General features: G+C 66.4%; 26 protein-coding genes, 1 other RNA gene and 1 pseudogene. 16 read left to right on the top strand and 12 right to left on the bottom strand.

The annotated features are described in order from the left end of the window. The first annotated feature begins 100 nt into the window (after window positions 1–100). The 3 genes and pseudogenes from ACCQ09_RS01305 (at window position 101) to ACCQ09_RS01315 (ending at window position 1710) form a co-directional block, all read left to right on the top strand. Window positions 101–718, top strand: coding sequence for a TetR/AcrR family transcriptional regulator (locus ACCQ09_RS01305; RefSeq protein WP_012437051.1), 618 nt, complete (start codon window positions 101–103; stop codon window positions 716–718). An 85-nt stretch (window positions 719–803) separates the two neighbouring features. After that, window positions 804–1178, top strand: a complete 375-nt coding sequence (locus ACCQ09_RS01310) for a hypothetical protein (protein ID WP_014509401.1) — start codon at window positions 804–806, stop codon at window positions 1176–1178. Next, window positions 1175–1710: pseudogene (locus tag ACCQ09_RS01315) on the top strand (RES family NAD+ phosphorylase). The gene ACCQ09_RS01310 and the pseudogene ACCQ09_RS01315 overlap by 4 nt, the downstream one beginning before the upstream one ends. A 297-nt stretch (window positions 1711–2007) precedes the next feature. On the opposite strand, the gene ACCQ09_RS01320 reads toward ACCQ09_RS01315, so the two are convergent. The 4 genes from ACCQ09_RS01320 to ACCQ09_RS01335 are packed head-to-tail and all read right to left on the bottom strand — an operon-like array spanning window position 2008 to window position 4930. After that, entirely contained in the window at window positions 2008–2343 is a 336-nt protein-coding gene (locus ACCQ09_RS01320; protein WP_040940378.1) for a DUF3325 domain-containing protein, read from the bottom strand. Continuing rightward, window positions 2340–3956 carry a PepSY-associated TM helix domain-containing protein gene (locus ACCQ09_RS01325; protein WP_040940379.1) on the bottom strand — a complete coding sequence of 539 codons (1617 nt, stop codon included), beginning with the start codon at window positions 3954–3956 and terminating at the stop codon, window positions 2340–2342. Before ACCQ09_RS01325 ends, ACCQ09_RS01320 begins: the two co-directional genes overlap by 4 nt. Then, window positions 3953–4264: a DUF3649 domain-containing protein gene (locus ACCQ09_RS01330; RefSeq protein WP_011035507.1), complete on the bottom strand. Its 312-nt coding sequence runs from the start codon at window positions 4262–4264 to the stop codon at window positions 3953–3955. The genes ACCQ09_RS01325 and ACCQ09_RS01330 overlap by 4 nt, the downstream gene beginning before the upstream one ends. Before the next feature lie 18 nt (window positions 4265–4282). Then, on the bottom strand, window positions 4283–4930 hold the full coding sequence (locus ACCQ09_RS01335) for a hypothetical protein (RefSeq protein WP_040940380.1): 648 nt from the start codon (window positions 4928–4930) through the stop codon (window positions 4283–4285). Window positions 4931–5203: 273 nt separating this feature from the next. Here ACCQ09_RS01335 and ACCQ09_RS01340 point away from each other — a divergent pair, with 273 nt between their 5' ends. Both ACCQ09_RS01340 and ACCQ09_RS01345 read left to right on the top strand, forming a co-directional pair. Further along, on the top strand, window positions 5204–5722 hold the full coding sequence (locus ACCQ09_RS01340) for a c-type cytochrome (protein ID WP_011035509.1): 519 nt from the start codon (window positions 5204–5206) through the stop codon (window positions 5720–5722). Between the two features lie 194 nt (window positions 5723–5916). Beyond that, on the top strand, window positions 5917–7635 hold the full coding sequence (locus ACCQ09_RS01345; RefSeq protein WP_040940381.1) for an ExeM/NucH family extracellular endonuclease: 1719 nt from the start codon (window positions 5917–5919) through the stop codon (window positions 7633–7635). A 209-nt stretch (window positions 7636–7844) separates the two neighbouring features. Here the strand turns inward: ACCQ09_RS01345 and ACCQ09_RS01350 are convergent, their stop codons facing one another. Continuing rightward, on the bottom strand, window positions 7845–8228 hold the full coding sequence (locus tag ACCQ09_RS01350) for a MerC domain-containing protein (RefSeq protein ID WP_040940382.1): 384 nt from the start codon (window positions 8226–8228) through the stop codon (window positions 7845–7847). Window positions 8229–8289: 61 nt separating this feature from the next. Here ACCQ09_RS01350 and ACCQ09_RS01355 point away from each other — a divergent pair, with 61 nt between their 5' ends. Beyond that, entirely contained in the window at window positions 8290–9615 is a 1326-nt protein-coding gene (locus ACCQ09_RS01355; RefSeq protein WP_040940383.1) for a GTP-binding protein, read from the top strand. A gap of 166 nt (window positions 9616–9781) precedes the next feature. Here the strand turns inward: ACCQ09_RS01355 and xopR are convergent, their stop codons facing one another. Both xopR and ACCQ09_RS01365 read right to left on the bottom strand, forming a co-directional pair. Continuing rightward, entirely contained in the window at window positions 9782–11017 is a 1236-nt protein-coding gene (xopR, locus tag ACCQ09_RS01360; protein ID WP_011035513.1) for a type III secretion system effector protein XopR, read from the bottom strand. A 97-nt stretch (window positions 11018–11114) separates the two neighbouring features. After that, the gene (locus ACCQ09_RS01365) at window positions 11115–11990 is read right to left on the bottom strand and encodes an EamA family transporter (protein ID WP_014509391.1); all 876 of its coding nucleotides are present in this window, start codon (window positions 11988–11990) and stop codon (window positions 11115–11117) included. A 66-nt stretch (window positions 11991–12056) separates the two neighbouring features. Between ACCQ09_RS01365 and ACCQ09_RS01370 the strand changes: the two genes are divergently transcribed. The 7 genes from ACCQ09_RS01370 (at window position 12057) to ACCQ09_RS01400 (ending at window position 16898) form a co-directional block, all read left to right on the top strand. Then, window positions 12057–12719 carry an alpha/beta hydrolase gene (locus ACCQ09_RS01370; RefSeq protein WP_043922241.1) on the top strand — a complete coding sequence of 221 codons (663 nt, stop codon included), beginning with the start codon at window positions 12057–12059 and terminating at the stop codon, window positions 12717–12719. Window positions 12720–12798: 79 nt separating this feature from the next. After that, window positions 12799–13893, top strand: a complete 1095-nt coding sequence (gene zapE / locus ACCQ09_RS01375) for a cell division protein ZapE (RefSeq protein WP_011035516.1) — start codon at window positions 12799–12801, stop codon at window positions 13891–13893. Window positions 13894–13982: 89 nt separating this feature from the next. Beyond that, the gene (locus ACCQ09_RS01380) at window positions 13983–14570 is read left to right on the top strand and encodes a hypothetical protein (protein ID WP_228428186.1); all 588 of its coding nucleotides are present in this window, start codon (window positions 13983–13985) and stop codon (window positions 14568–14570) included. Window positions 14571–14859: 289 nt separating this feature from the next. Continuing rightward, window positions 14860–15321 carry a MarR family winged helix-turn-helix transcriptional regulator gene (locus ACCQ09_RS01385; protein WP_011035518.1) on the top strand — a complete coding sequence of 154 codons (462 nt, stop codon included), beginning with the start codon at window positions 14860–14862 and terminating at the stop codon, window positions 15319–15321. Between the two features lie 96 nt (window positions 15322–15417). Further along, window positions 15418–15846, top strand: a complete 429-nt coding sequence (locus ACCQ09_RS01390) for an organic hydroperoxide resistance protein (protein ID WP_011035519.1) — start codon at window positions 15418–15420, stop codon at window positions 15844–15846. A gap of 20 nt (window positions 15847–15866) precedes the next feature. Further along, the gene (locus ACCQ09_RS01395) at window positions 15867–16178 is read left to right on the top strand and encodes a hypothetical protein (protein WP_040940387.1); all 312 of its coding nucleotides are present in this window, start codon (window positions 15867–15869) and stop codon (window positions 16176–16178) included. 9 nt (window positions 16179–16187) lie between these two features. Beyond that, window positions 16188–16898, top strand: a complete 711-nt coding sequence (locus ACCQ09_RS01400) for an alpha/beta hydrolase (protein WP_080640216.1) — start codon at window positions 16188–16190, stop codon at window positions 16896–16898. Between the two features lie 4 nt (window positions 16899–16902). Here the strand turns inward: ACCQ09_RS01400 and ACCQ09_RS01405 are convergent. After that, window positions 16903–16977, bottom strand: a non-coding RNA gene (locus ACCQ09_RS01405) — sX9 sRNA. A 509-nt stretch (window positions 16978–17486) separates the two neighbouring features. On the opposite strand from ACCQ09_RS01405, the gene ACCQ09_RS01410 reads away from it, so the two are divergent. Next, entirely contained in the window at window positions 17487–17903 is a 417-nt protein-coding gene (locus ACCQ09_RS01410; RefSeq protein WP_012437060.1) for a hypothetical protein, read from the top strand. A 181-nt stretch (window positions 17904–18084) separates the two neighbouring features. Here the strand turns inward: ACCQ09_RS01410 and ACCQ09_RS01415 are convergent, their stop codons facing one another. From ACCQ09_RS01415 to ACCQ09_RS01430, 4 genes are all read right to left on the bottom strand, one after another. Next, a complete protein-coding gene (locus tag ACCQ09_RS01415; protein WP_011035523.1) occupies window positions 18085–18387 on the bottom strand; it encodes a hypothetical protein in 303 nt (100 codons plus the stop codon). Window positions 18388–18550: 163 nt separating this feature from the next. Further along, a complete protein-coding gene (gene dkgB / locus ACCQ09_RS01420) occupies window positions 18551–19354 on the bottom strand; it encodes a 2,5-didehydrogluconate reductase DkgB (protein ID WP_040940389.1) in 804 nt (267 codons plus the stop codon). 67 nt (window positions 19355–19421) lie between these two features. Next, window positions 19422–20450, bottom strand: coding sequence for an NADPH-dependent curcumin/dihydrocurcumin reductase (curA, locus tag ACCQ09_RS01425; protein ID WP_011035525.1), 1029 nt, complete (start codon window positions 20448–20450; stop codon window positions 19422–19424). Between the two features lie 111 nt (window positions 20451–20561). Beyond that, entirely contained in the window at window positions 20562–21530 is a 969-nt protein-coding gene (locus ACCQ09_RS01430; RefSeq protein ID WP_011035526.1) for an aldo/keto reductase, read from the bottom strand. 195 nt (window positions 21531–21725) lie between these two features. Between ACCQ09_RS01430 and ACCQ09_RS01435 the strand changes: the two genes are divergently transcribed. Beyond that, window positions 21726–22580, top strand: a complete 855-nt coding sequence (locus ACCQ09_RS01435) for a class I SAM-dependent methyltransferase (protein ID WP_040940390.1) — start codon at window positions 21726–21728, stop codon at window positions 22578–22580. A gap of 622 nt (window positions 22581–23202) precedes the next feature. Beyond that, the gene (locus tag ACCQ09_RS01440) at window positions 23203–23766 is read left to right on the top strand and encodes a pseudouridine synthase (RefSeq protein ID WP_011035528.1); all 564 of its coding nucleotides are present in this window, start codon (window positions 23203–23205) and stop codon (window positions 23764–23766) included. The last annotated feature ends 67 nt before the right edge of the window (window positions 23767–23833 follow it).

Below are 23833 nucleotides of genomic sequence, written 5' to 3' on the forward strand. Positions count from 1 at the left end.
GCCGGTGGGAGCGGGCAGGGCCGCGCGGCGTGGTGACCAGCGTAACGGTCCTGATCGAAGAAGTGAACTAAAATTCAACTATTGAACCCGAACTCATCTCATGGCTTATCGACGCTCCGCCCTGATGGAAGAACGCCTGGCCGGCAACCGCGAACGCATCCTGCACGCGGCCCGTGCCCTGATTGCCGAGGGCGGTTACCGCAATGCGCCGGTCACCGCCGTGGCCGCGGCTGCCGGGGTTTCCACCGGGCAGATTTACCGGCATTTCCCGTCCAAAGCCGACTTGTTCGTGGAAGTTTTGAATGCCGCCGTCCAGCATGAAATGGGCATCCTGCGCGCCATCAGCGCCGAGCCGGTGAGTGCGGCCGAGCGCCTGCGCAAGGCGATTGCCGCCTTCGTGCGGCGCGCGCTGGCCGGCCCGGCGCTGGCCTATGCCTTCATCGCCGAGCCGGTGGAGGGCGAAGTGGATGCCGAGCGCATCCGCGGTCGGCGCCTGTTCGGCGAGGTCTTTCGCCAGTTGCTGGCCGAAGGCGTGGCGGCCGGCGAGTTTCCCGAGCAATCACTGGACGCCGCCGCAGCCTGCATCGTCGGCGCCTTCACCGAGGCGCTGGTCGGCCCGGTGGCGCCCAGCCGGCACGACCCGCAGCAGGGCGAGCAGCTGGTCGAGGCCATCTGCGGTTTCTGCCTGCGGGCGGTGGGAGCGCGCGGGCCGGGCTGACAGCGCACTGACTGTGCCGCGGCTGTGCTTCACCAGTGCGGTTTGCTGTGCATATACTGTGCACTCACCTTGCCGGAGCCGCGCGATGGTCGCTGTCCTCAATCCCCTGGCCCTGACCGAACGCCTACGCGTGCCGGACCGGACCATCCTCTCGCCATCGGCGATGGCCGGCCTGCTGGATCTCTCCCAACAGGAACTGGCCGAACTCGCTGGCGTGCACCGCAACAGCCTGCGGGTGCACCCGGAAAGCCCGCGCGTGCAGGACTTGCTACGCAATCTTTCGCGCCTGCTGGTGGCAATGGCGCAGATCCAGCCGGATGAGCGCCAACTGGTGTTTCATTTGAAAAACACCCCGATCCCGGCGTTCGAATTCGCCACCTTGCTGGAGGTGGTCAAGCAGGGCCGCACCGACGATGCGCTGACCTATCTGCGCACCGTGGCCGCCGGAGCGGCTGGTTGAAGCTGAGCGCCCCGGCGCAGTGCACCTTGTATCGCGCGTTCACCCCACGCTGGGCGGCGAGCCGCTGAGCGGCGCCGGCGCGGCGCGCTCGGGTGGACGCTTCAACCGGTTTGGGCAGCCGGCGCTGTATCTGTCGCTGCACCTGGACACCGCCGCCGCCGAGTACGCCCAGGCCGCGCCGTTCCTGCCGCCCTTCACCCTGGTGAGCTACCGCGCCGACCTGCCGGCACTGGCCGATGTACGGCTGCTCGACGCGAGCTGGGATGCGCTGTGGGCCGACTGGACCGATGACTGGCGCAAGGCGCTGGTCAACAAGGTCGAACCGGTCAGCTGGGTGCTGGGCGACCTGCTGCGCGAGGCGGCGATTCCCGGGGTGATCTTTCCCAGCATGGCGCAGCCCGGCGGCGTCAACGTGGCGCTGTTCCTGGACATGCTGCAGCCCGAGCAGGTGTTGCACGTGCTCGACGATGGCCGGCTGCCGCGTGATGGGCGCAGCTGGGCAGATCCGGCAGCGGAACGTCCCCCGGAATAAGCCGGCGCTCGGCCCACCTGCTGATCGACACCGTGTGCGAAACAGGTCATGCATTGTTCGGCGACATGAGCATGGTGTGGCTCGACCAAGCATCTCGGCAATTCGGCATTGCCGTACCGCCCGGCGACGTTTCGCTGAGACGCGGCACTGCATGCAATGCGCCATGCCCTAACCACTTCGCGCCTTTGCCCAACCAAGGTGTGGCCTGCACGATCGCCATGGCCGTGACGCCTGTGCCATCGGAAGTCACTCAGGCTTTCGCAACCGCCGCGCTGCCGTCTGCAGCAGCGCCACGCGTCAGTGCAGCAGCGAGAACGCCATCCCGGCGACAACAGGTGCAGCAATGGCCGCCGGCAAGATCAGGCCACGCCGGTACGGCAGCAACCACAGCGACAACACCGCCGCGCCTGCGGTCAGCGTGCCCAGCCACAGCACGCTGCCGATGCCCCAGCCTTGCGCCGACACCGCCAGCGCAAAAGTGAGCAGCAACAGCAGCCATCCCAGCGCGCGCAACTGACGTGAGCGGGTCATGCCCAGCGCGCGCCCACGCACCTCGTGCTGGTGTTTTTCCATCGCCAGGCACAAGGCCGCTAAGCCGGAAAAATTCAAGGCCAGCAACAGCACTACGCTCATGCGCCTTCCTGCACAGGCAGCGCGTTTTGCGGCGCAGGCGCGGCTTGCGCGCGTGCCTTGCGTGCCGCGGCGGATTGCGGCGCTTTCCAGTGCTGCAGGCGCCAGCCCGCGATGCCCAGGCACACGCCCAGGCCCAGGCACACCAGATCCACGCCGGCCAATGCCCATTGGCCTGCCGGCACGGTCACGCCCAGGTGCAGGTCGGTGGTCAGCGCGTTGATCAACGGTACCAACGCAAACAAGCCTGCGCCCAGGTACAGCTGCCAGCTCCACATCGCACGCCGCGGCCACACGAAGGCGGCGAGCAAGGCGCCACCCCAGGCGGCGAAGAACAGATGTGCTTCCATCGCCGCACGCGCTTCCAGCGCCACCGGCACCAGCCGGTTGGCCCAGAAAAACGCGGCGAACGCGATCGGCAGGCCGGCCACCGTGCCGATGTTGAGCGCGTCCACCAGGCGCAGCCCGAACCCGATGCGTCCAGCCTTGGCATGCGTGGGGCGTTCTTTCACGGCCCACATCACCACGCCGCTGGCCACCATCAGGCAGCCAAGCAGGCCGGAACCGAAGAACAGCGCGCGCATCCAGCCACCGGCGAAATGGGCGATATGCAGGCCCACCATCACCCCGCGGGTCTGGCTGGCGCCGCCGGGCGCGCCGCTGTACTGCAGGCGTTGCCCGCTGACGGCGTCATAGAGGATGGACGGCGCATCGGTGGACAGGTCGTTCGCCCGCTGGGTCACACCCACCGCCGCATGCGCATCGTTGGGCAGCGATACCGCCACCGTGCCCACATCGCCGCCACGCCAGTCGCTGCGCGCGCGCGCCACGAACTCCTCCAGCGGCCGCATGCGTGCCGGCGTACCTGCCGCAGTGCGCGTGTCTGCGACGCGGTTGGCGGACTCTTCGTAGAACCGCATTTCGTTGTCGGGGTACTGCGCCTTGATGCCCCACGGCAGGTACATGAACATCAAGGTCACGATGCCGGTGTAGGTGATCATCGCGTGGTACGGCAACGCGGTCACCGCGCTGACGTTATGAAAATCCAGCCACGAACGCAGGCCTTTGCCTGGGCGGAATGTAAAGAAATCCTTGAAGATCTTTTTGTGGGTGATCACGCCGCTGATGATCGCCACCAGCATGAACATCGCGCAGAAGCCGACGATGTAGCGCGCCCACACCACCGGCAGGTAATGCAGGTCGAAATGCAGCCGGTAGAAGAAGTCCCCGCCCAGCGTGTCGCGCGCGCTGATCGGGTTGCCGGTGGCCGGGTCGATGATGGCGTTGCCATATAGCTCGCGCCGGCTGAGCGTCTTGCCCGGCGGCGGCGCGGGATTCTGCCAATACATGGTCACCACCGGCGTGCGCGCATCCGGCAGCGTGATGTTCCAGCTTTGCGCATCGGGCGCGTGCGTTTGCAGATAGCGCTCGGCGCTGCGCATTGCCACCGCGCTGCTCACCGTGGTGGTGGGCAGTTCCGGGCGCATCCAGCGGCTGAGTTCGTCGCGGTAATAACTCGCGGTACCGCCCATGAAGATCAGCAGCAACACCCAGCCCACCAGCAGCCCGGTCCAGGTGTGCAGCCATGCCATCGATTGGCGAAACCCCTGCTTCATGCCGCGCCCCGTTGCAGCCACGCAGCGGCTGCGAACATGGCCACGGCCGGCACGCCGATGCCGACCCAGGCGCGCAGCACGCTGGCAGTGGCAAACGCCCACAGCGGCGCGCAGGCACACACCACGATGCCCACCAGCATGCTGGTCAGCACCGCCTCGCTGCGCGGCATCGGCAGCACCACTGCGAGCAGCAGGTTGGTCGCGCTGGCCAGCGCATAGCCACCGCCGATCGCGGCCACGCTGCGCCCAAGCACACCCAGCCAGGGGCGCTTGAACCAGGGAGCGGGCAGGGGCGAAGCCATGGACATGCGCAGGACGGTGGCGGCTTACTCGGCCAGGAAGGTCAGCGTGGTGATGTGGTGCACCACCGACACCGGCTTGCCGGCGATCTCACGCGTCACCGGCTCCTTGTTGGTCACCACCATGATGTGGCGGCCAGCACGCAGTGTTGGCAGCGTCACCTGGCCCTGTGCATCGGAGGTCAGCGTCTTCTGCCACTTCTGCGGGTCGATCAGGGTGACCTCGGCCTTGGGCAGCGGCTTGTTGCGATACAGCACCGTGAACGTCTTGCCGTTGGCGGTGGTGGGCACCAGCTCGAAGTCGAGCTTGGCGCTGGTGCTGCTGCGGCCGGCGCGCGCGTAGTAGCTCACCGTCTCGAAGGTCTCGCCTTCGCCCTTCCACGGCTCGAACACCGCATCGTCCTTGAGCCAGGCATCGCCGGCGCCGGACAGTGGCGCTGTCAGGTACTCGCTGCCGCGCTGCAGGGCACCGGCCTCGCCGGCGGCGCCGAACACGGTCGGCTTGACCACGCGCTTGATTTCGTCCTGGCCGTGGTCGAGGGTTTCCTGCGCCGGCTCACCGAAATAGATGCGGACCGGGCCGCTGCCGTCGCGCTCGATCCAGATCTCGTGGGCCTGCGCGGAGGACAGGCTGAGGCTGGCCGCGGCCAGGCAGGACAGCAGGAAGGATTTCATCGGACACCTCGTCGAACGCGGGAGTGAGCGCGCTAAACGCGCCATCAGTGGATGGGAATGATACGCAATTCCCGCAACCGAGACCAACGCACATGCGGCGCTGCGGCATTTTTCGAGCGGCCGCGAGCGTGTCGCAACCTTGGATGCAACGCGTGCCCAGTCATTGCAAGGGGTGTTGCACAGAGCGCGACGCCGGGCGCGCAGAGCGGCGCGAACTGTGCTCTATACTCCGGCGCTAGCAGAGGTCTTCGACCAACAGCCAGGGGTGAGCGCGTGCGGAATTACGACCTCGAGTTCCTGAAAAAATTCTCGATGGTGATTGGCTTGCTGGTAGTGATCACTCTGGGCTTGATCGCCCTGGCGGCCTATCTGCAACGTGCAGTCCCCGATGAAGTGTCGCCTACAGCCGCCAAGCGCCTGCAGCAACGCATTGCGCCGGCCGGCGCGGTCTATGCAGGCACCACCGGCGCCGCGGCGCAGGCCGCCGCCCAGGCTGCGGCACTGGCCAAGGCCTCGTCGCAATCCGCCTACGGTGGCAGCACCGACGGCAAGACCATCTTCGACAACCTGTGCACCGCCTGCCACACCACCGGCGTGGGCAAGGCGCCGACGCTGGACCACTCGCATTGGGACGCGCGCATTGCGCAGGGCAAGGACACGCTCTACAAGCACGCGATCGAGGGCTATACCGGCCCGGATGGCGGCATCATGCCGGCCAAGGGCGGCAACCCTGCGCTCACCGAAGAACAAGTGCGCGCCACCGTGGACTGGATGCTGTCCAACCTGAAATAGGGGTTTTCCGCGCCAAAGCGCCACGTGTCATCGCGCTGAGCATGCTTGGGCTAACGACAGCGGGTGCGTAACATTCGCTGCGGCGGTATGCGCCCGCAGCGATGGCTGGCCCACTGCAACTGCCGTTGTCCTGCCTGCGCCGCCGTCCTGGCGGCGTTTGTGTTTGTCTTCCCTTGAACGTGTGGAGTGTCTCAATGCTGCGTTGTCCGCTTGTCGTGCTGAGCCTGATCGGCCTGTTGGCGCCCGTGTTGTGCCGCGCCGCCGAAGGCGCGCCGCAGCGCCTGACCATTGCCGACGTGCAGGGCGAGGACACCCGCAGCCCGTTCGACGGCCGCCTGGTCGAGGTGGAAGGCATCGTCACCGCCGATACGCGCTTGGGTCTGGCGGGCCTGTTCGTGCAACAGCCCGGCACCGAGCCGCGGCGCTCGCACGGGGTGTTCGTGACCGGCGCCGGCGAGGCGCAGGTGGCGGTGGGCGACCGCGTGCGGATCGTGGGCACGGTGCGCGAGGTCGGTGCTGGCGGCGACGCCAGCCTGACCACGCTGCAGGCCACCACGCTCGAGGTGCTGGCCAGCAACCAGCCGGTGCCGGTGCGCATGCTCAGCGGGCCGCCGGCCAACTGGGAAGCACTGGAAGGCGAACACGTTCGCCTGGCCGCGGTCACACTCAATGGCAGCGACCGCCTGGCCAGCAACGGCGAGCTGATCGCCGCCTTTGGTGGCCGGTTGTGGCAGCCCAGCGAAGTGGCCGCGGCCGGCACGCCCGCCTTCGCGCAGACCGAAGCCGACAACGCGCGCCGCCGGGTGTTGCTGGACGACGCGCGCAACGGCCGCACACCGAAGGCCGTGTCCTACCTGCCGGCCGAGGCGAACTTACGTGTGGGCAGCCTGCTCAGGCAGGTCGATGGCATCGTCGATCAGCGCTACGACGGCCAGTACCGCATCCAGGTGCTGGCGCCGCTGACGCTGCCCGCACTGCCTGCGCCGGTGGCACCGCAGGTGGGCGGCGATCTGCGCATCGCCTCGTTCAACCTGGAGAACTTCTTCAACGGCAACGGGCGCGGCGGCGGCTTCCCGACCAAGCGCGGGGCGCGCACGCACGAACAGTTCCAGGCGCAGCTGGCCAAGCTGGTGGCCACCATCGTGCCGCTGCAGGCTGATGTGGCTGCGCTGATGGAACTGGAAAACGACGGCAACGACGGCGACACCGCCGTGACGCAGCTGGTGGCTGCGCTCAACGCCGCCGGCAAGGACAAGGATTGGCGCTTCGTGGACAGCGGCAGCGGCCCGGGCGACGACGCGATCCGCGTCGGCATCGTGTACCGCAGCACCCAGGTCACCCCGGTCGGCAAACCGGCCACGCTGACCGGCGGGCCGTTCGACAGCCATAGCCGCGTGCCATTGGCGCAAGCATTCCGCAGCAGCCGCGGCGCGACCTTCGTGGTGGTGGCCAACCACTTCAAGTCCAAGGGTTGCGGCACCGCCAGTGGCGCCGATGCCGATCAGCACGACGGCCAGGCCTGCTGGAATGCCACCCGCACCGAGTCGGCCAAGCGCCTGCACCAGTGGCTGCAGAGCGACCCCACCGGCGCGCAGACCAAACTGGCCGTGTTGCTGGGCGACTTCAACGCCTATGCGATGGAAACCCCCATGCGCAGCCTGCGCGCCAGCGGCTGGCAGGACGCCTTTGCCGTGGTCGGTGTGAAGCAGCCTTACAGCTACGTCTACGACGGCATGAGCGGCCGCTTGGACCACGCCCTGCTGAGCCCGGCGATGGCCAAGCAGCTGCGTGGCGCGGCGGAATGGCACATCAACGCCGACGCGATGGACGATGCCGGCTATGCCAAGCGCAACCTGCCAGGCCCGTGGCGCAGCTCCGACCACGATCCGGTGCTCTTGGGATTTGCGCTCTGAGCGCACTTCCACGCGCGGCAGCAGCGCGCGCTGGTGATCGCAAACGCTGGCCGATCACCCGCCGGCTGGGTTAGGCCAGCCCGAGGTGCGCCGCGGCCGGCACGCGTGCAGGCTTGCCCAGTGGACCTGCGTGTGCGAAAGGGGAACGGGGTGTCGCCGGCCCGGCCTTGCCGAGCCGCGGCGAGCCGATCGCCCAGGGCGTGCCGCGCTTAGCGGGCGCAATGCACATGACGGCGCAAGCGCAGGTTGACCAGATGGGCGCCGGCCAGCAGCAGGCTGCCGGCGACCGTGACCGGCGTTTCCAGCGCGGCGGCCAATAGCCCGCTGGCGCCCAGCACCAGCCCGGTCAGCCCGAACACCGCCAGCCCCCAGACCGGTGCCGGCAACCGGTGGCGGCGATGGCTGCTCCAGAGCGCGTAGCCACTGAGCGGCACCGCGGCGGTGGCGAAGACCACATGCACCCATTCGGCTTGCTCCCAGCGCCCCAACAGGGGCAGCGCCGCCGCCAGCAGCGGCAGGGCCAGGCAGTGCAGCAGGCACAGGCTGGACAGGGCAATGGCCGAGGTGTCCAGCGCAGACGCAGAGGCGCGCATCGATCGTTCTCTGAAATGGCGAAGTGTTATACAGTAACATTTCCAGCCACGAGAGTTCGCCATGCCTGTCCTCGCCCCCCGCGATTCGCGCCTGCCCGTCACCGTGTTGTCCGGCTTCCTGGGCGCCGGCAAGACCACCTTGCTCAACCGCATCCTGCACAACCGCGAGGGGCTGCGGGTGGCGGTGATCGTCAACGACATGAGCGAGATCAACATCGATGCGCAGCTGTTGCGCGAGGGTGGGGCGGCGCTGCGGCGCACCGACGAGACGCTGGTGGAATTCAGCAATGGCTGCATCTGCTGCACGTTGCGCGACGATCTGCTGCAGGAAGTGAAGCGCCTGGCCAGCGAGCGCCGCTACGACTATCTGTTGATCGAATCCACCGGCATCGCCGAGCCGATGCCGGTGGCGGCCACCTTTGCGGTGCGCGATGCCGATGGTTTCAGCCTGTCGGATATCGCCCGGCTCGACACCATGGTGACGGTGGTGGACGGCAGCCGTTTTCTCGAGGATTTCGGCTCTGCGGCCACGCTGGCCGAGCTCGGCCAGCAGGCCGGCCCGGACGATACGCGCGGGTTGGTACAGCTGCTCGGCGACCAGGTGGAGTTCGCCGATGTGCTGGTGATCAGCAAGTGCGACCAGATCGACATGCAACGTCTGCACCGCCTGCATGCCGTGTTACGTGCGCTCAATCGCGATGCGGCGATCGTCGATGCCGCGCATGGCGAGGTGCCGTTGCGGCATCTGCTGGACACCGGGCGTTTCGACTTCACCCGCGCGCAGTTGGCGCCGGGCTGGATGCAGGAGTTGCGCGGCCAGCACACGCCGGAGACCGAAGAATATGGCATCACCAGTTTCGTCTATCGTGCGCGCCGGCCCTTCCACCCGCAGCGCTTCGCACGCATGGTGCGCGACGGCCTACCGCAGGTGATCCGCAGCAAGGGCTTCTTCTGGCTGGCCAGCCGCATGGACTGGGTGGGCGAATTGTCCAGCGTCGGCGGCGCGACCCAGACCACGGCTGCGGGCTTCTGGTTCGCCGCGCGCCATCGTGTGGATGCGCAGATCATCGGTGAGGCGCCGCAGATCCCGATCACGCCGCTGCCGTACACCGACATCGGCTGGCAACGTCAACAGACCACCTGCTGGAGCGCACCGCTGCCGCAGCTGCACGAAGTGGGCGATGCCAGCGAATACGCCGCGATGCAGCGGCTGTGGCACCCGCTGTGGGGCGACCGTCGCCAGGAGCTGGCGGTGATCGGCGTGGACATGGATGCGCCGCGCACGCGCGCTGCGCTGGATGCCTGCCTGCTCAGCGATCACGAACTGCGCCAGGGCCCGGCGCAATGGCAACTGCTGGACGATCCGTTTCCGCACTGGCAGCGTTGATGGTGGATTGCATCACGCTGTCGACATCCGTTCGCCTGGTACCGGATGCAATCGGCAGCAGGCTGCATCCCCAGTACGGCGTGCGGATGTGCCGCACTGGGTGGCGTCGCATGTTTCACCTGCGGCTGCGCGCGGCGTGCACCTGCAAGCTGCGCTGTCCGGATCTTCAGTAGTAGCCGTTGTCGATTGCCTCTTGATGGGCATCTCTTTCTTTTTCGAAAGACTGTCGACGCTGTTCGGCGGTGGTGGGGATGCCTGACATCAGGCGCGGCGCTCCCAACCTTTCCAGCTGGTCGTCGGTGCTTCTGACGATCTGTTCCAACGCAAGCATGTTCTGGTAGCCCTGCATCATGCGTTGCAGGCGCCGTATCTGCTCCTTGGGTGCGTCGCCTTGCTTCAATGACTCCAGGCGCCGCTGCGCGCGTGCGTAGTTTCTGGCCAGGGCGGCTCTGTCGACGGATTTACGCCGTGCCTTGAGTACTTCGCGCCGGTTGTGCTGCATGGCGTCCATCTGCACCATGGCCAGGCCGCTGCTCGTGGTGCGCGGTGCGCGGATGTCTTCCATCGGTGCCAGTGCGACCAGCAGTGCCTCGAGCTGACTATCGCGGACCTCGTTGCGCCACGCGATCAGGGCCGCCCGTGTCTTGAGCAGGTGTTGCTCCTGTGGAGTTGCCTCGCGGTCCTCCATGAACAGCTGCTTTTGAATATCGCTGCACTGCCTGGTGATCTCTTCCAGTTGCAGATCCAGGCGGCGCAACGAGGGCTGCCGTCCGGGCTGGGGACGTGGGGAGGGCAGCGACGATTGCGCGGGCGTGATCGGCACCGGGGGCGATGCCGGCTTGTCGTGCTGCGGCGGCTGGCCCTCGTCACGGCGCATTCTTTCGGGAATGGGCGGTTGCATTCTCGGATCGACGGGGCGTTGCGGCCCGTGCAGTTGCTGCGCACGCGCTGGCTTGGGCGGAACCGACATCGACTGTCTTGTGGGCGGGGTCTGTTGCGGTTGCGGTTGCGGTCGCTGCACCCGCTCATGATCCGTTGCGTTGGGCACCGGTGGCTGCCAACGCTGATCGACGCGGGCCTGCGTTCCGTGCTGTTGTTGCGTGCGACCGGGCGTCACGGCTGCCGTGTGCGCAGGTGGGCTTTCCACTGTTTCAAGCGTTGGAGAAGAGCCCATGCACGTCAACGGCAACTGCTTGCGTAACGATGCCAGCGATTTACGCGCCGAGGCGAGCATGCCGCGATGGGATTTCGACGCGCCCTGTGATGTTGTTGACTTGGGAGCCTGAGAGAGCGGGTGCTGCGGTGACGCACCTGGAATCAACGGCGTCGTCTTGTTCGGATTGGCGCCGTGCGGTTCCGGGGCGACGCGATGGCGGCTGTTAAACAACTGACTCAGGCGCATCACACACTCCCTTGGGTCGTTTGCACGCATGATAGCCAGCGCTGCATCCCCCTCAAGGCGAGTTGCGAACCGGCGTCGCGCCGGCCGAATGCCGCCATCAGCCCAACCGCATGCCCCAGGCGATCGCTGCGATTGCCGGCGCCGCCAGCAACAGCCCCAACCAGCCGCGGCGGCCGATGCGCTCGCCAAATGCCAGCTTGCCGACGAGTGCTCCCAGGATGACCACGCCCAGGTTCATGCTGGCGAAGACGGTGGCCGGGCTATGCGGCAGTAGCTGATGGGCGCGCACGTAACACAGGATGTTGCCGAAATTGAGCGCGCCAAGCAGCACGCCGGCGAGCAGGTTGCGAAAGCTCAGGCGCGCAACACCGCCCCGGCGAACAACCTGCAGGCCAAGCATCAGCACACCTGCCAGCGCAAAGCACAGCGTCAACGACGTCAGCGACGGCGTACCGGCCTGTGCGATGTGCTTGAGCAACAGATCGATCAGGGCAAAGCCCAGCCACACGCCTGCCAGCCATGGCCAGCCGATCGAGGCCGGCGCTGAATCCGCACCGGCGGCCTGACGTGGCCGTTGCAGGATGCAGACGATGGCCAGCAGACCCAGACCCAGTCCCGCCAGCTTCCAGGCATTGACCGGTTCACCAAAGAGCGTGAACGCCGCCGCCAGCGAGAGCAGGAGCGACAGGCGTTGGGCAATGTCGGTACGGACGATGCCGGCGGTGGCGACCGCGCGTGCCAGCAGCATGAAGATCGACGGCAGCGCCACCGCCAATGCAAACAGTGCCAGCCAGGGCGTGGTCGGCGCGCGCAGCGTGTCCAGTGACGGATGCAGGGTCAGCCACGCAAGCAGCGCGGCAGTGGCGTAGTTCCAGGTGATCGCCTGCGCAGCGTCCAGGCGATAGCGCGGCAGCAGCTTGAGAACCACCGACACCAGGACACTGCAAACGACGGCAAACAGCAGAAAATGCATGGGCAACGCAACGAAGTGTGCAGGCAGGGCGATGAACGCGGCCGGCGGGGCGGCTATTATGACGGTATGTCCAATCCCTTATTCCCCACCGAATCGGCTGCACTGACGTTGGACGGGCCGGTCGGCCCGCTCGATGTCGCGGTCGATCTGCCCGAGCCGGACGTTGCCGTGCAACCGGTCACCGCCATCGTCTGCCACCCGCTCTCCACCGAGGGCGGCAGCATGCACAACAAGGTCGTCACCATGGCTGCGCGCGCGCTGCGCGAGTTGGGGATCACCGTAGTGCGCTTCAATTTCCGCAGTGTCGGCAACTCGGCCGGTGCGTTCGATCATGGCGAAGGCGAGCAGGACGACCTGCGTGCGATCGCCGCATGGGTGCGCAGCCAGCGCCCGGGCGACACGCTGTGGCTGGCCGGTTTCAGCTTCGGGGCGTATGTGTCGTTGCGCGCCGCCGGCTCGCTCGCACCGCAGGTGCTCATCTCGATCGCGCCGCCGGCCGGGCGCTGGGATTTCAGCGACATGCAGCCGCCGGCACACTGGCTGGTGATCCAGGGCGATGCCGACGAGATCGTCGACCCGCAGGCGGTCTACGACTGGCTGGAGACGCTGGACCAGCAGCCCACGCTGGTGCGCATGCCCGACACCAGCCACTTCTTCCACCGCAAATTGATCGACCTGCGCGGTGCGCTTCAGCACGGTGTGCGGCGCTGGCTACCGGCCACGCCCTGAGTGCGACAGCTTGCAGGTGCATTGCCAGACGATGCGCCGTTGAACGGCGCCGGCCACGGCCGGCCCGCGGAGAAACACGATGAGTGAGATGACCCCGTCGCAGCGCTACGCCGCCGGCGTACAACGTGGCGACTGGCGCGCCGATCCTGCGCAGCAGGCGGCCCTGGCCGAGCTGGACCGGATCCACGAAGCACTGGTGGACAGTGCGCAGGACGGCTGGCTGGATCGGCTGTCGGCGTTCTGGAAAAAACCCGAGCCGGTGCGCGGGCTGTATTTCTGGGGTGGTGTGGGGCGCGGCAAGACCTTCCTGGTCGACCTGTTCTACGACGGCCTGCCGATCAAGCAGAAGTACCGCACCCACTTCCATCGCTTCATGCGCGGCGTGCATGAGCGCCTGCGCGAGCATGCCGGGCAGAGCGACCCGCTGGCCAAGATTGCCCAGGAATGGCGCGAAAACCTGCGCGTGCTGGTGCTGGACGAATTCTTCGTCACCGACATTGGCGATGCGATGCTGCTGGCGCGCCTGCTCGAGCGCCTGTTCGCCGAAGGCGTGACCTTGGTGACCACCTCCAACACCGCACCGGAAAACCTGTACGCCAACGGCTTGCAGCGCGACAGCTTCCTGCCGGCGATCGGCTTGCTGCAGAAGTTCTGCGTGGAGCTCTACGCCGAGGGCACCGAGGACTACCGCATGCGCGCGCTGACGCGTTCGCCGGTGTACCGCGCGCCGCTGGATGCGCAGGCCGATGGCTGGCTGGCGCAGCGCTGGGCGGAGCTGAGCGGCAACGCCGAGGCGCGCAGCGGCAACATCGAGATCGAGGCGCGCAAGATCGCCGTGCGTGCGCGTGGCAAGAGCATCGCCTGGTTCGATTTTGCCGCGTTGTGCGAAGGCCCGCGCGGGCCGGCCGACTACATCGAGATCGCCCGCGAATTCACCACCGTGCTGTTGGGCGGCATCCCGCATTTCGACCGCATGAATGAAGACGCCGCCCGCCGCTTCGTCAACCTGATCGACGAGTTGTACGACCGCCACGTCAATCTGGTCTGCACTGCGCAGGACGCACCGCCGGCGTTGTACAGCGGCCAGCGCCTGGCCGGTGCATTCGAGCGTACCGCTTCGCGCCTGATAGAAATGCAGAGCGCTGACTATCTGGCAACCGCGCATCGCGCATGAGTGCGCGCACGCGCCCTGCGCCGGGTCGCCACACGATCCGCGTCAGCGAAGACGACTGCGGGTTGGGCCAGTTTGGCGGTGGCGCGTGGTTGAGCGATGCGGCGTTGTGGCCCAGCGATCCGTCGACCGGCCGGCCCATGACGCCGGTTGTCATGCTGACCGATCTGTTCCTGCCCAGCGTCTGGTTGGCCGACGACATGGCTGTGACGGTCTTCGCGGCACTGGGCCGCGAAGGCGACGCGTACAACCGGACAGCGCTGCGCACGCTCACCATCCACCAGCAGAGCGAGCTCGAAAAAATCGACGCTGGCCATAGCAAGGTGGTGTTGCACCGACGTGCCGCGCGCGAACTGGTGCGCGACACGGTGATGCTCCCGCGGCATTTTGTGGGACTGCAGCCCTTCGACGAACGCGATGCTGAGGAAGAGGCCGAAGACGCCGACAACGGTGCAGGCATGAGCAAGCAGCTGGGCCGCCCGTGCTGGCTGCAGGACCCCATCCACGAGCATCCGCGTCATTACTTCCTTGCCCAGTTCGTCGAGTCGGACCTGCGTCAGCAGGACCCGGCCTACGATGGCCTGTTCGCCGACGGGACGGGTTACCTGTTTGCAGAACAGCGCGCGAAGGTACTGCGCCAAGGCGATTCGGCTGGCTATTTCTTCATCCAGTTCACCTGATCCCAGCCAAGCCCGGGCACTCGGGCGGGCGAGCGCTGCTCGGCGAATACGGTAACGGCCAACCGCACCGGCATCCTGCGAAAGACGCAGGTGCGCCGACGCACTGCCACCGGATGGCGGAGGGCAGGGTGGTGCGGATGTGTGCCCCGATCCACAGCCCGGAGTTTTCCCGAACACAGACACAGGTCCAGTTCGCTTGCGGCCACGCCCCAGTAGCTGCGGCGAGCCCAATCCTTCATTCAGAAAAAATCGCTTGCAATTAAATCGTGCACTATTTAAATTGCAGCCCATGGACACCGCAACGCCCACCACCGATCGCACCAACGCCCTGCTGCAGCTGGACAACCAGCTCTGCTTCGCGCTGTATTCGGCCAACCTGGCGATGCACAAGCTCTACCGCGGGCTGCTGAAGACTCTGGACCTGACCTATCCGCAGTACCTGGTGATGCTGGTGTTGTGGGAGAACGATGGCCGCAGCGTCTCGGAGATCGGCGAGCGGCTGTATCTGGATTCGGCCACGCTGACCCCGCTGCTCAAGCGGCTGGAAAGCGCCGGTCTGCTGACCCGGACCCGGGCCGCGCACGACGAGCGCCAGGTGATCATCGGGCTTGCCGATGCCGGCCGCGCGCTGCGCAGCAAGGCGGGTGCGGTGCCGGAACAAGTCTTCTGCGCGTCGGCCTGTTCGCTGGAGGAACTGCGTCAGCTCAAGCAGGAACTGGAAAAGCTGCGTACCAGCCTGGGCGCCGCCTGACCAAGCCACGTCATTCATTGTTCTGCCAAACATGTAGGGCACGATTTAATAACTCGCTATTCAATGCGCAATCCGCGCTCACTCAGGAGAACCACCATGGCCTCACCCGAAAAAGTCCTCTACACCGCCCACGCCACTGCCACCGGTGGCCGCGAAGGCCGCGCCGTGTCGTCCGACAGCGCCCTGGACGTCAAGCTCTCCACCCCGCGTGAGCTCGGCGGCGCCGGCGGCGATGGCACCAACCCGGAGCAGCTGTTCGCAGCCGGTTATTCGGCCTGCTTCATCGGCGCGATGAAGGCCGTGGCCGCGCAGGACAAGCTCAAATTGCCGGGCGAGATCAGCATCGACGGCAGCGTCGGTATCGGCCAGATTCCGGGCGGTTTCGGCATCGCAGTGGAACTGAAGATCGCCGTGCCGGGCATGGAGCCGGCCGAGCTGCAGGCGCTGGTCGACAAGGCCCACCAGGTGTGCCCGTACTCCAATGCCACCCGCGGCAACATCGACGTCACCCTGACGCTGGCCTGATCCTTTCCCGGATATCCCCCATGAAACGCTACCCATCGTTGCTGCTGTTTGGCACGTTGGCGTCGGCAACCGGCGGCGCGCTTGCCGCGCCGACCGGTCCTGCCGCACCGGCCGCTTCCCCGAAAGTCCAGGCCTTGCTGGACGTCCTCAACTCCGCCGGCGGCAAGCCGATGGAGCAACTCACCCCGCAGCAGGCCCGCAAGGTGCTGGTGGACGCGCAGGCTGGCGCAACCCTGCCGGCCGCCGAGGTGACCCGCAAGACGATCACCGTCGACGGCAAGCCGCTCGGGCTGGTGGTGGTCAAGCCGCCGGGCAGTGCCGGCAAGACGTAGCCGGTGTTCATGTTTTTCCACGGCGGCGGTTGGGTGCTGGGTGATTTCCCCACCCATGAGCGGCTGATTCGCGACCTGGCGCGGGCCTCGGGTGCGGCGGCGGTGTATGTGGACTACAGCCCTTCGCCGGAGGCGCGCTATCCGGTGGCGATCCACCAGGCCTATGCCGCGACCAAATGGGTGGCTGCGCACGGTGCCGAGATCGGCGTGGACGGCACGCGGTTGGCGCTGGTGGGCAACAGCGTCGGCGGCAACATGGCGGCCTCGGTCGCCCTGCAGGCCAAGGCGGCGGGCACCCCGGCCATCCGCTATGAAGTGCTGCTATGGCCGGTAACCGATGCCGCGTTCGATAACGGCTCTTACCAGCGGTTTCAGCAGGGTTATTTCCTCAGCCGCAACATGATGCGCTGGTTCTGGGACAGCTACACCACCGACCCGGCGCAGCGCCGCGAGATCTACGCCTCGCCATTGCAGGCCAGCGTAGAACAGCTCAAGGGCTTGCCGCCGACCTTGATCCAGACCGCCGAACTGGATGTCTTGCGCGACGAAGGCGAAGCCTACGGCCGCAAGCTCGACCAGGCCGGCGTGGAGGTCACCGTGATCCGCTACAACGGCCTGATTCACGACTACGGCTTGCTCAACGCACTCAGCGATGTGCCGGCCGTCCGTACCGCGATCCGTCAGGCCGGCGACGCGTTGCAGCAGCACCTGGCCAAGTAAGGGCGGCTAACAAAACGTAGCGAGCAGTCGTCAGGTGGGTGCGGACGGCGCGGAGGAACCGGAGTGTCCGTGGGTACATGCCGATTCCGAGCACCGGCCGCGCCCGCCTGGCGGCTGCGCAGCAGTTTTGATAGCTGCTCTAATGCCGCACTGCTGGGCCGATAGCTGCGGCGTGGGCGTGTCTGCCTGCGCGGCGCAGGCCACCAGCCACAGCAGCGGGAGCAGGAAAACGCGGGGACGCATCGCACGCGCTTCCGGGTAGGGGATTGCAGCATCGGGCAGTGGGCGCCGCCGCGCCATGGCCGGAAAGTCAGGGTGCCGACAGGGGGGATCCGGCCAATGGTGGGTGTGAGACCAGCGATCAAGGCGACCGGGCAGCCGCAAGGCGGGCGCGGCCGGCGCCTGGACCCGCATGGACCCGTTGCTCCGCGGCGCCTGTACCGATGACGCGCCCCATGTTTTGTCAGCTGCTCTAAAGCGTGAACCGGGTCGAGCATCTGCGTCATGACATCGTGCAAACGACTGGATCACTGGATTCTCACGGCGTATGGTGTGAATTATGTTGCACAGCAGCATCGGAGCCCCGCAATGCTCGACTCACGCATCGAAAAGGTTGATCTGGCACTGACCGAGATCGCCCAGGACCCATCGGAGAAGGTGGCACTGTGGCAATGGGCCTGCCGCGAAATGCTGCATGAGACGCTGATCGGCATGCACCAGCTCTCGCATCTGGCCGGCATCGCGCGGCACGTGGCTAATGACTGGCGCGCCCCGGTGGATGTGATCGCACCCGCAAAGCCCTACCTGGCGCCGTCGGCACTGGCCGACCGGCGCCTGCCGCAGGTGCTCGATGGCTTGGGCAGCACCCAGGACGACGCTGACCGCGCCAGCCTGTGGCGGCTACGCTACGCCAGCCTGATCGCCTCCACGCTGCAAGGCATGCAGGCGCTGGCCGAAAAGCACCGCATCGATCGCCAAGCGATGGCGATCAGCCAGTTGAATTGATTCGCAGCAGTAACGGTCGGCGCGCTGCGCCGACAGCTGTTTTCCAAGTGATACGCAAGTTGGTGCGCGTCAAACGCACGCGCAAGCCGTTAGAGCACAACGCAGTGCGCAGCCTGCGCACTAGCGCACCCTGCAACGTCCAAGCGCGACGCGCTTGAGGTGAGTGACGCGCGCAATGCGCCTAGTGACGCACCGCAGCGTCTTCCATATGCCGCCATGCCTGCCGCACGATCCAGCGCGCCTGATCCCAGGGCACCGATAACGTGGGCTGATACCGGTAGTAGCCATCCTGAAGAACTCGATACAGCTGCGCCTCGGTGGCGCGTGGGTAGGCCAGGTAGATGTCGTAGCCGAGCGTGAGCACGCGTGCGTAATCGGCGAAGTCATAGCCGCCCAGATGACCCTCGGCGTGGATGCCGCGCCAGTAGGAAATCTCGGCGTCGACATTGACGACGCGCTGGGTCGAAACAGATGCGGTGTGCATGGGTAGGACTCCGTGGTCGAGACTACCCCCCCTGTTTTTGCACCCTAGCAGCGCCTTGGCCGCGCAGCCAGCGCATGGCGACGAGCGGTGCAGCAGTACCGCAAAACCCGCACCGGCAGCGTGCCGGTACGGATGCAAACCCTCGCGTGTGTCGCAGTCAGGCTCAGTCCCAGTCGGGCGCAATCGCTTTCGGGTTGGCCAGGCGTTCGCCACGGTCCAGCGCGGCGATCTCGGCCATGTCCTGCTCACTCAGGTGCAGGCTCTGCGCCTTGAGGTTGCTTTCCAGATTCGCCCGCTTGGTCGAGGACGGAATTACCGAATAGCCCTGCTGCAGGGCCCAGGCCAGCGTGACCTGCGCCGGCGTGGCGTCGTGGCGCTTGGCGATCGCCTGGATTACCGGATCCTTGAGCACTTCGCCCACGGCCAGGGTCATGTACGAGGTGACATGGATGCCCTGCTCGCGCAGGAACGCGATCAGCGTGCGGTTCTGCAGGTACGGATGCACTTCGATCTGGTTGGTGGCGATCGCATCGGCGCCGAGGATCTCGATTGCCTGGCGCGTGAGCGCAATGGTGAAGTTGGAGACACCGATCGCGCGGGTCAGCCCCTGCGCCTTGGCATCGGCCAGCGCCTCCAGATACTCGCGCATCGGCACCTGGTCTTTGGGCGAGGGCCAGTGGATCAGGGTGAGGTCGACATAATCGGTGCCGAGCTTGCGCAGGCTTTCCTGCAGGCTGGGTTGCAGCGTGTCGCGGCTGAACCGGTCCACCCAGATCTTGGTGGTCACAAACAGCTGATCGCGCGGCACGCCGGCATCGGCAATGGCCTGGCCAACCTGCGCTTCGTTGTCGTAGATCTGTGCGGTATCGATGGCGCGATACCCCAGCGCCAGTGCGTTGCGCACCGAGTCGATGACAACCTGGTCCTTGAGGCGAAACGTACCGAGGCCAAATGCGGGGACAGTCATGAGGTTCCTTGCGTGTTGGGAGGTGGTAAATGAAGCAGTGATACGGATGCAGGTATGGCAGCGCGACTCAGTCGAGTGCGACCACGGCCTTGCCGAAGTTTTCGCCGCGCAGCAGGCTGATCAGCCCTTGTGGTGCGCTGTCCAGGCCGTGCAGCACGTGCTCGCGGTACTGGATCTTGTCCTCGCGCAGCCACTGGCCCATTTCGCGTAAAAACGCCGGCATCAGGCGGATGAAATCGTGCTGGATGAAGCCGCGCACGGTCAGGCGCTTGCGCAGCACCTGGCCGATGAAATCAGGCAGCCGATCCGGCCCGGGCGCGACCTGGCCGCGGCTGTTGTAGGTGGCCACCACGCCGCACACCGGGATGCGCGCGAAATCGTTGAGCTGCGGCATCACCGCATCGAACACCTTGCCGCCGACGTTTTCGAAATAGACGTCGATGCCGTCCGGCGTGGCGGCGCGCAATTGCGCGGCAAAATCCTCGGCGCGGTGATCCAGCGCCACGTCGACACGCAGCGTGTCGCGCAGGTAGCGGACTTTTTCTTCGCCACCGGCGATGGCCACCACGCGCAGCCCTTGCAGGCGCGCCAGCTGGGCCACGGTGGCACCGACCGGCCCGCTGGCCGCCGCCACCACCAGGGTTTCGCCGGCTTGCGGCTTGCCGATCTCGTGCAGGCCGGCGTAAGCGGTGAAGCCGGGCATGCCGTACACACCGAGCGCGGTGCTCAACGGCAGCGCATCGTCCTTGGGCAGCTTGCGCAGCGGCGCGGTGGGCTCCAGCACGGTGTGGGTCTGCCAGCCGCCGCCCAGCACCAGGAGCTCGCCTGGGTGGTAATCGGGATGGTTCGATTCCAGCACCTCGCCCACGGTGCCGCCTTCCATGACCGCATCGATGGCGACCGGCGCGGCGTACGAGGGGCCTTCGTCCATGCGACCGCGCATGTACGGGTCCAGTGACAAAAAGCGATTGCGGACCAGGATCTGGTTGTGCCCGGTTGGCGGCACCGGGGCGTCTTCGATGCGGAAGTTGTCGGTGCCGGGTTCGCCGTGCGGGCGTGAGGCCAGCACGATGCGGCGGTTGGTGAGCGATGTCATGCGAATTCCTCGCGGAAGGGACCGCGCAAGGCGCGGTCGTGGGGGCACAGCCGCCGTGCGGCTGCGCGAGGTGAGTGAATGGCGAGGCGGTGGCGCAGTGGCTGATGCGGATCAGGCGCCGGCTGGTTCCGCTGCGCTGGCCTCGTCGAGCTGCGCGATCTGCGCATCGCTGAGCGTGATCTGCCCGGCCGCCAGCACGTCCTGCAACTGGGTCACGCTGGTGGCGCTGACGATCGGCGCGGTGACACTGGGGCGCGCGATCAACCACGCCAGCGCAATCTGTGCAGGCGTGGCGGTGTGGGTGGCGGCCAGATCATCCAGCGCCTGCAGGATGCGCAAGCCACGCGGATTGACGTATTGCTTGACCACCGAGGCACCACGCGCGCTGCTCTTGCCGGCGTCATCGGCGCTGCGGTACTTGCCGGTGAGAAAACCGCTGGCCAGCGAGTAGTAACTGATCACGCCCAGGCCGCGTTCCTGCACCAGCGGTTCCAATTCCTCTTCGAAGCCGGCGCGGTCGTAGAGGTTGTATTCGGGCTGCAGGCTTTCATAGCGCGGCAGGTTGTATTGCGCCGACACATCCAGCGCATCGCGCAGGCGCGCTGCCGTGTAGTTGGAGGCGCCGATCGCACGCACCTTGCCCTGTTCGATCAGCCGGCCGAATGCCGCCAGCGTGGCTTCCAGCGGAATCGATTCGTCGTCTTCGTGTGCCTGGTACAGATCGATCACATCGGTCTGCAGGCGCGACAGCGAATCTTCCACCGCCGCTGCGATGTTGTCCGGCGACAGGCCCGGGTGTTCGCTCCACTTGGCGACCTTGGTGGCGATCAGCACCTTGTCGCGTTTGCCGCTGCGGGCCAGCCAGCGGCCGATGATGGTTTCCGATTCGCCACCGCGATTGCCGGGCACCCAACCGGAGTACGCGTCGGCGGTATCGATCATGTTGAAGCCGGCATCGACGAAGGCGTCGAGCAACGCGAACGAGGTGGCCTCGTCGGCGCTCCAGCCAAACACGTTGCCACCGAACACGATCGGCTGGACTTGCAGGCCGGAGCGGCCAAGCGCACGGGAGTGGGGCATCACAGGGCTCCTGTTTCGAACTGGCCACAGGATAGTCATGCCCGGTGCTGTTGCGTGTGACATCGGTGTGGATTCAGCGTTCCGCACACCGCGTTGCCGCGCTCACGGAAATTGAACACACCGCGCCAGGCGTGCGTGGTGCGGTGCAGCCTGCATGCTAGGCTCGCGCTACTTTTCCCGGAGGAGGGCGCTGCGATGATCCGCAACAAACTGGCCTGTGCATGCGTGGTAGGTGTGACATTGGCGATGAGCGCGCCGTTGGTGATGGCGATGAAGCCGACGGACACCGCCACGCTTCCCGCTCCCGACGCGGCGTTGCAGGCGGCTATCGATGGCACGTGGCGCGACCGCGTGTACGTGCAGCGCGACGTGTACCGCCACCCCGGCCAGACGCTGGCCTTCTTCGGCATCAAGCCCACCCAGACCGTTATCGAGATCACCCCCGGTGGTGGCTGGTATTCGGAAATCCTGGCGCCGTACCTGCGCGAGAAGGGCAAGTACGTGGGTGCGGTGGTCGACCCGGCCGCGGTGCCGGAAGGGCGCAGCCGCGACTACGCGCAGCGTGCACGCGACGGCTTGGAAAAGAAGTTCACGGCAAAGCCGGACATCTACGGCAAGCCCACCCTGGTGGCGTACAACCCGACCGCGCCCAGCTTTGGTGCGGACAATTCTGCAGACCTGGTGCTGACCTTCCGCAACGTGCACAACTGGCGCATGGCGGGCCAGGCCGAGTCGATGTTCAAGAGCTTCTACAAGGTGCTCAAGCCCGGCGGCGTGCTCGGTGTGGTCGAGCACCGTGCCAAGACCGATGTGCCGGCCGATGACAATAGCGGCTACGTGGGCCAGGCGCAGGTGATCGCCATGGCCGAGGCGGCCGGCTTCACCCTGGCCGGCAAGAGCGAGCTCAATGCCAACCCGCGCGACACCAAGGACTACCCGGGGGGCGTGTGGACATTGCCGCCGAGCAACAGCCACGACGCAGCCGACGCTGCCAAGTACAAGGCGATCGGTGAGAGCGACCGCATGACCCTGAAGTTCGTCAAGCGCTGATCGCGGCGATGCGGTGGCTGCGCCGGTCAATGGGCTGGCGCAGCTTCTGCTGGGTTGATGGCAGTTGGTAAGTGGCGCGGCACTCTGCGTGTCTGCGCCATTTTTTTGTTGCTTTGAATTGGCTCAGGGCGTGGTGAGTGCTGCGCATTGCGGTGTACTTTTTGACGCATCAGTGCGCCGATGTAAGGCGTCTTGCAATGAGATCGACGAATTGCTCACTGATTTAATTCGTGAGTCGTAATTCGCAAACCGCAAACCGCAAACCGCAAACCGCAAACCGTATGAGCCGTAGATACTGGGTGCAGTGCACGTGCACGTGCAGAGCCGCTGAGCTACGCCGTACATGTATCACCGACACTTCGCTAAGGATCGGCGATGCGGGGTAACGGCGGATCAGCAGCCGCGAGCATGAGTGCTTGGTTGAAGCGATCGCACATGCTGTGCGACCTCCCAGAGGGAGTGGTGCCTTCGGGAACCAGGCAATAGCGCTTCATCGCCGTCGTCAGCGTGTGCCATGGAATGTGGAGTGCGCACCGCAGCTCCATGTGCTGACCGCGATTTCCCACGCGCTGCCGATTGCCCGATCATGTTGCCTTCCGCGATCTGCCTGGATGGGCTCCTGATGTTGGTGCTGTTGAACAAGCCGTACGGTGTGCTGTCGCAATTCAGCGACCGCTCCACGCCACCCAAGCGCACGCTGGCCGAGTTCGGCCTACCGCCGCAGGTGTATGCGGCCGGGCGCCTGGACCACGACAGCGAAGGCCTGCTGCTGCTCACCGACGACGGCCCGCTGGCGCATCGGCTGACCGACCCGCGCCACAAGCAGCCCAAGACCTATTGGGTGCAGGTGGAAGGCGACCCGGATACGTCACAGCTGCAGGCGCTGTGCGATGGGGTGCTGCTCAACGACGGCCCGACGCGCCCGGCCAACGTACGCAGGCTGGAGTGCGCACCGACGTTGTGGCCGCGCGATCCGCCGGTGCGTGTGCGCAAGACTGTGCCCGATGCCTGGCTGGAAGTGCAGATCACCGAAGGACGTAACCGCCAGGTGCGCCGCATGACGGCATCGGTGGGCCTGCCCACCTTGCGCCTGGTGCGGGTGGCTATCGGTGCGTGGTCGCTGGCGTCGCTACAGCCCGGGCAATGGCGTGTGGACGACGCGCGTGCGGTGCGGCCGGCGCGTTGATCGGCCGAGGCCTGGGTCATGCTGGTCACGTCCAGCCGCTGCGCTGAGAAGGCGGCCGGGCGTACAG

The organism is Xanthomonas sp. NCPPB 2586, assembly GCF_041475775.2.
GTDB lineage: Bacteria > Pseudomonadota > Gammaproteobacteria > Xanthomonadales > Xanthomonadaceae > Xanthomonas > Xanthomonas campestris.

Bases quoted from the DNA above. Each gene is read 5' to 3' on its own strand.
- ACCQ09_RS01305 (WP_012437051.1), top strand. From the start codon at position 101: ATGGCTTATCGACGCTCCGCCCTGATGGAAGAACGCCTGGCCGGCAAC.
- ACCQ09_RS01310 (WP_014509401.1), top strand. From the start codon at position 804: ATGGTCGCTGTCCTCAATCCCCTGGCCCTGACCGAACGCCTACGCGTG.
- ACCQ09_RS01320 (WP_040940378.1), bottom strand. From the start codon at position 2,343: ATGAGCGTAGTGCTGTTGCTGGCCTTGAATTTTTCCGGCTTAGCGGCC.
- ACCQ09_RS01325 (WP_040940379.1), bottom strand. From the start codon at position 3,956: ATGAAGCAGGGGTTTCGCCAATCGATGGCATGGCTGCACACCTGGACC.
- ACCQ09_RS01330 (WP_011035507.1), bottom strand. From the start codon at position 4,264: ATGTCCATGGCTTCGCCCCTGCCCGCTCCCTGGTTCAAGCGCCCCTGG.
- ACCQ09_RS01335 (WP_040940380.1), bottom strand. From the start codon at position 4,930: ATGAAATCCTTCCTGCTGTCCTGCCTGGCCGCGGCCAGCCTCAGCCTG.
- ACCQ09_RS01345 (WP_040940381.1), top strand. From the start codon at position 5,917: ATGCTGCGTTGTCCGCTTGTCGTGCTGAGCCTGATCGGCCTGTTGGCG.
- ACCQ09_RS01350 (WP_040940382.1), bottom strand. From the start codon at position 8,228: ATGCGCGCCTCTGCGTCTGCGCTGGACACCTCGGCCATTGCCCTGTCC.
- ACCQ09_RS01355 (WP_040940383.1), top strand. From the start codon at position 8,290: ATGCCTGTCCTCGCCCCCCGCGATTCGCGCCTGCCCGTCACCGTGTTG.
- xopR (WP_011035513.1), bottom strand. From the start codon at position 11,017: ATGCGCCTGAGTCAGTTGTTTAACAGCCGCCATCGCGTCGCCCCGGAA.
- ACCQ09_RS01365 (WP_014509391.1), bottom strand. From the start codon at position 11,990: ATGCATTTTCTGCTGTTTGCCGTCGTTTGCAGTGTCCTGGTGTCGGTG.
- ACCQ09_RS01370 (WP_043922241.1), top strand. From the start codon at position 12,057: ATGTCCAATCCCTTATTCCCCACCGAATCGGCTGCACTGACGTTGGAC.
- zapE (WP_011035516.1), top strand. From the start codon at position 12,799: ATGAGTGAGATGACCCCGTCGCAGCGCTACGCCGCCGGCGTACAACGT.
- ACCQ09_RS01385 (WP_011035518.1), top strand. From the start codon at position 14,860: ATGGACACCGCAACGCCCACCACCGATCGCACCAACGCCCTGCTGCAG.
- ACCQ09_RS01390 (WP_011035519.1), top strand. From the start codon at position 15,418: ATGGCCTCACCCGAAAAAGTCCTCTACACCGCCCACGCCACTGCCACC.
- ACCQ09_RS01395 (WP_040940387.1), top strand. From the start codon at position 15,867: ATGAAACGCTACCCATCGTTGCTGCTGTTTGGCACGTTGGCGTCGGCA.
- ACCQ09_RS01400 (WP_080640216.1), top strand. From the start codon at position 16,188: ATGTTTTTCCACGGCGGCGGTTGGGTGCTGGGTGATTTCCCCACCCAT.
- ACCQ09_RS01410 (WP_012437060.1), top strand. From the start codon at position 17,487: ATGCTCGACTCACGCATCGAAAAGGTTGATCTGGCACTGACCGAGATC.
- ACCQ09_RS01415 (WP_011035523.1), bottom strand. From the start codon at position 18,387: ATGCACACCGCATCTGTTTCGACCCAGCGCGTCGTCAATGTCGACGCC.
- dkgB (WP_040940389.1), bottom strand. From the start codon at position 19,354: ATGACTGTCCCCGCATTTGGCCTCGGTACGTTTCGCCTCAAGGACCAG.
- curA (WP_011035525.1), bottom strand. From the start codon at position 20,450: ATGACATCGCTCACCAACCGCCGCATCGTGCTGGCCTCACGCCCGCAC.
- ACCQ09_RS01430 (WP_011035526.1), bottom strand. From the start codon at position 21,530: ATGCCCCACTCCCGTGCGCTTGGCCGCTCCGGCCTGCAAGTCCAGCCG.
- ACCQ09_RS01435 (WP_040940390.1), top strand. From the start codon at position 21,726: ATGATCCGCAACAAACTGGCCTGTGCATGCGTGGTAGGTGTGACATTG.
- ACCQ09_RS01440 (WP_011035528.1), top strand. From the start codon at position 23,203: ATGTTGGTGCTGTTGAACAAGCCGTACGGTGTGCTGTCGCAATTCAGC.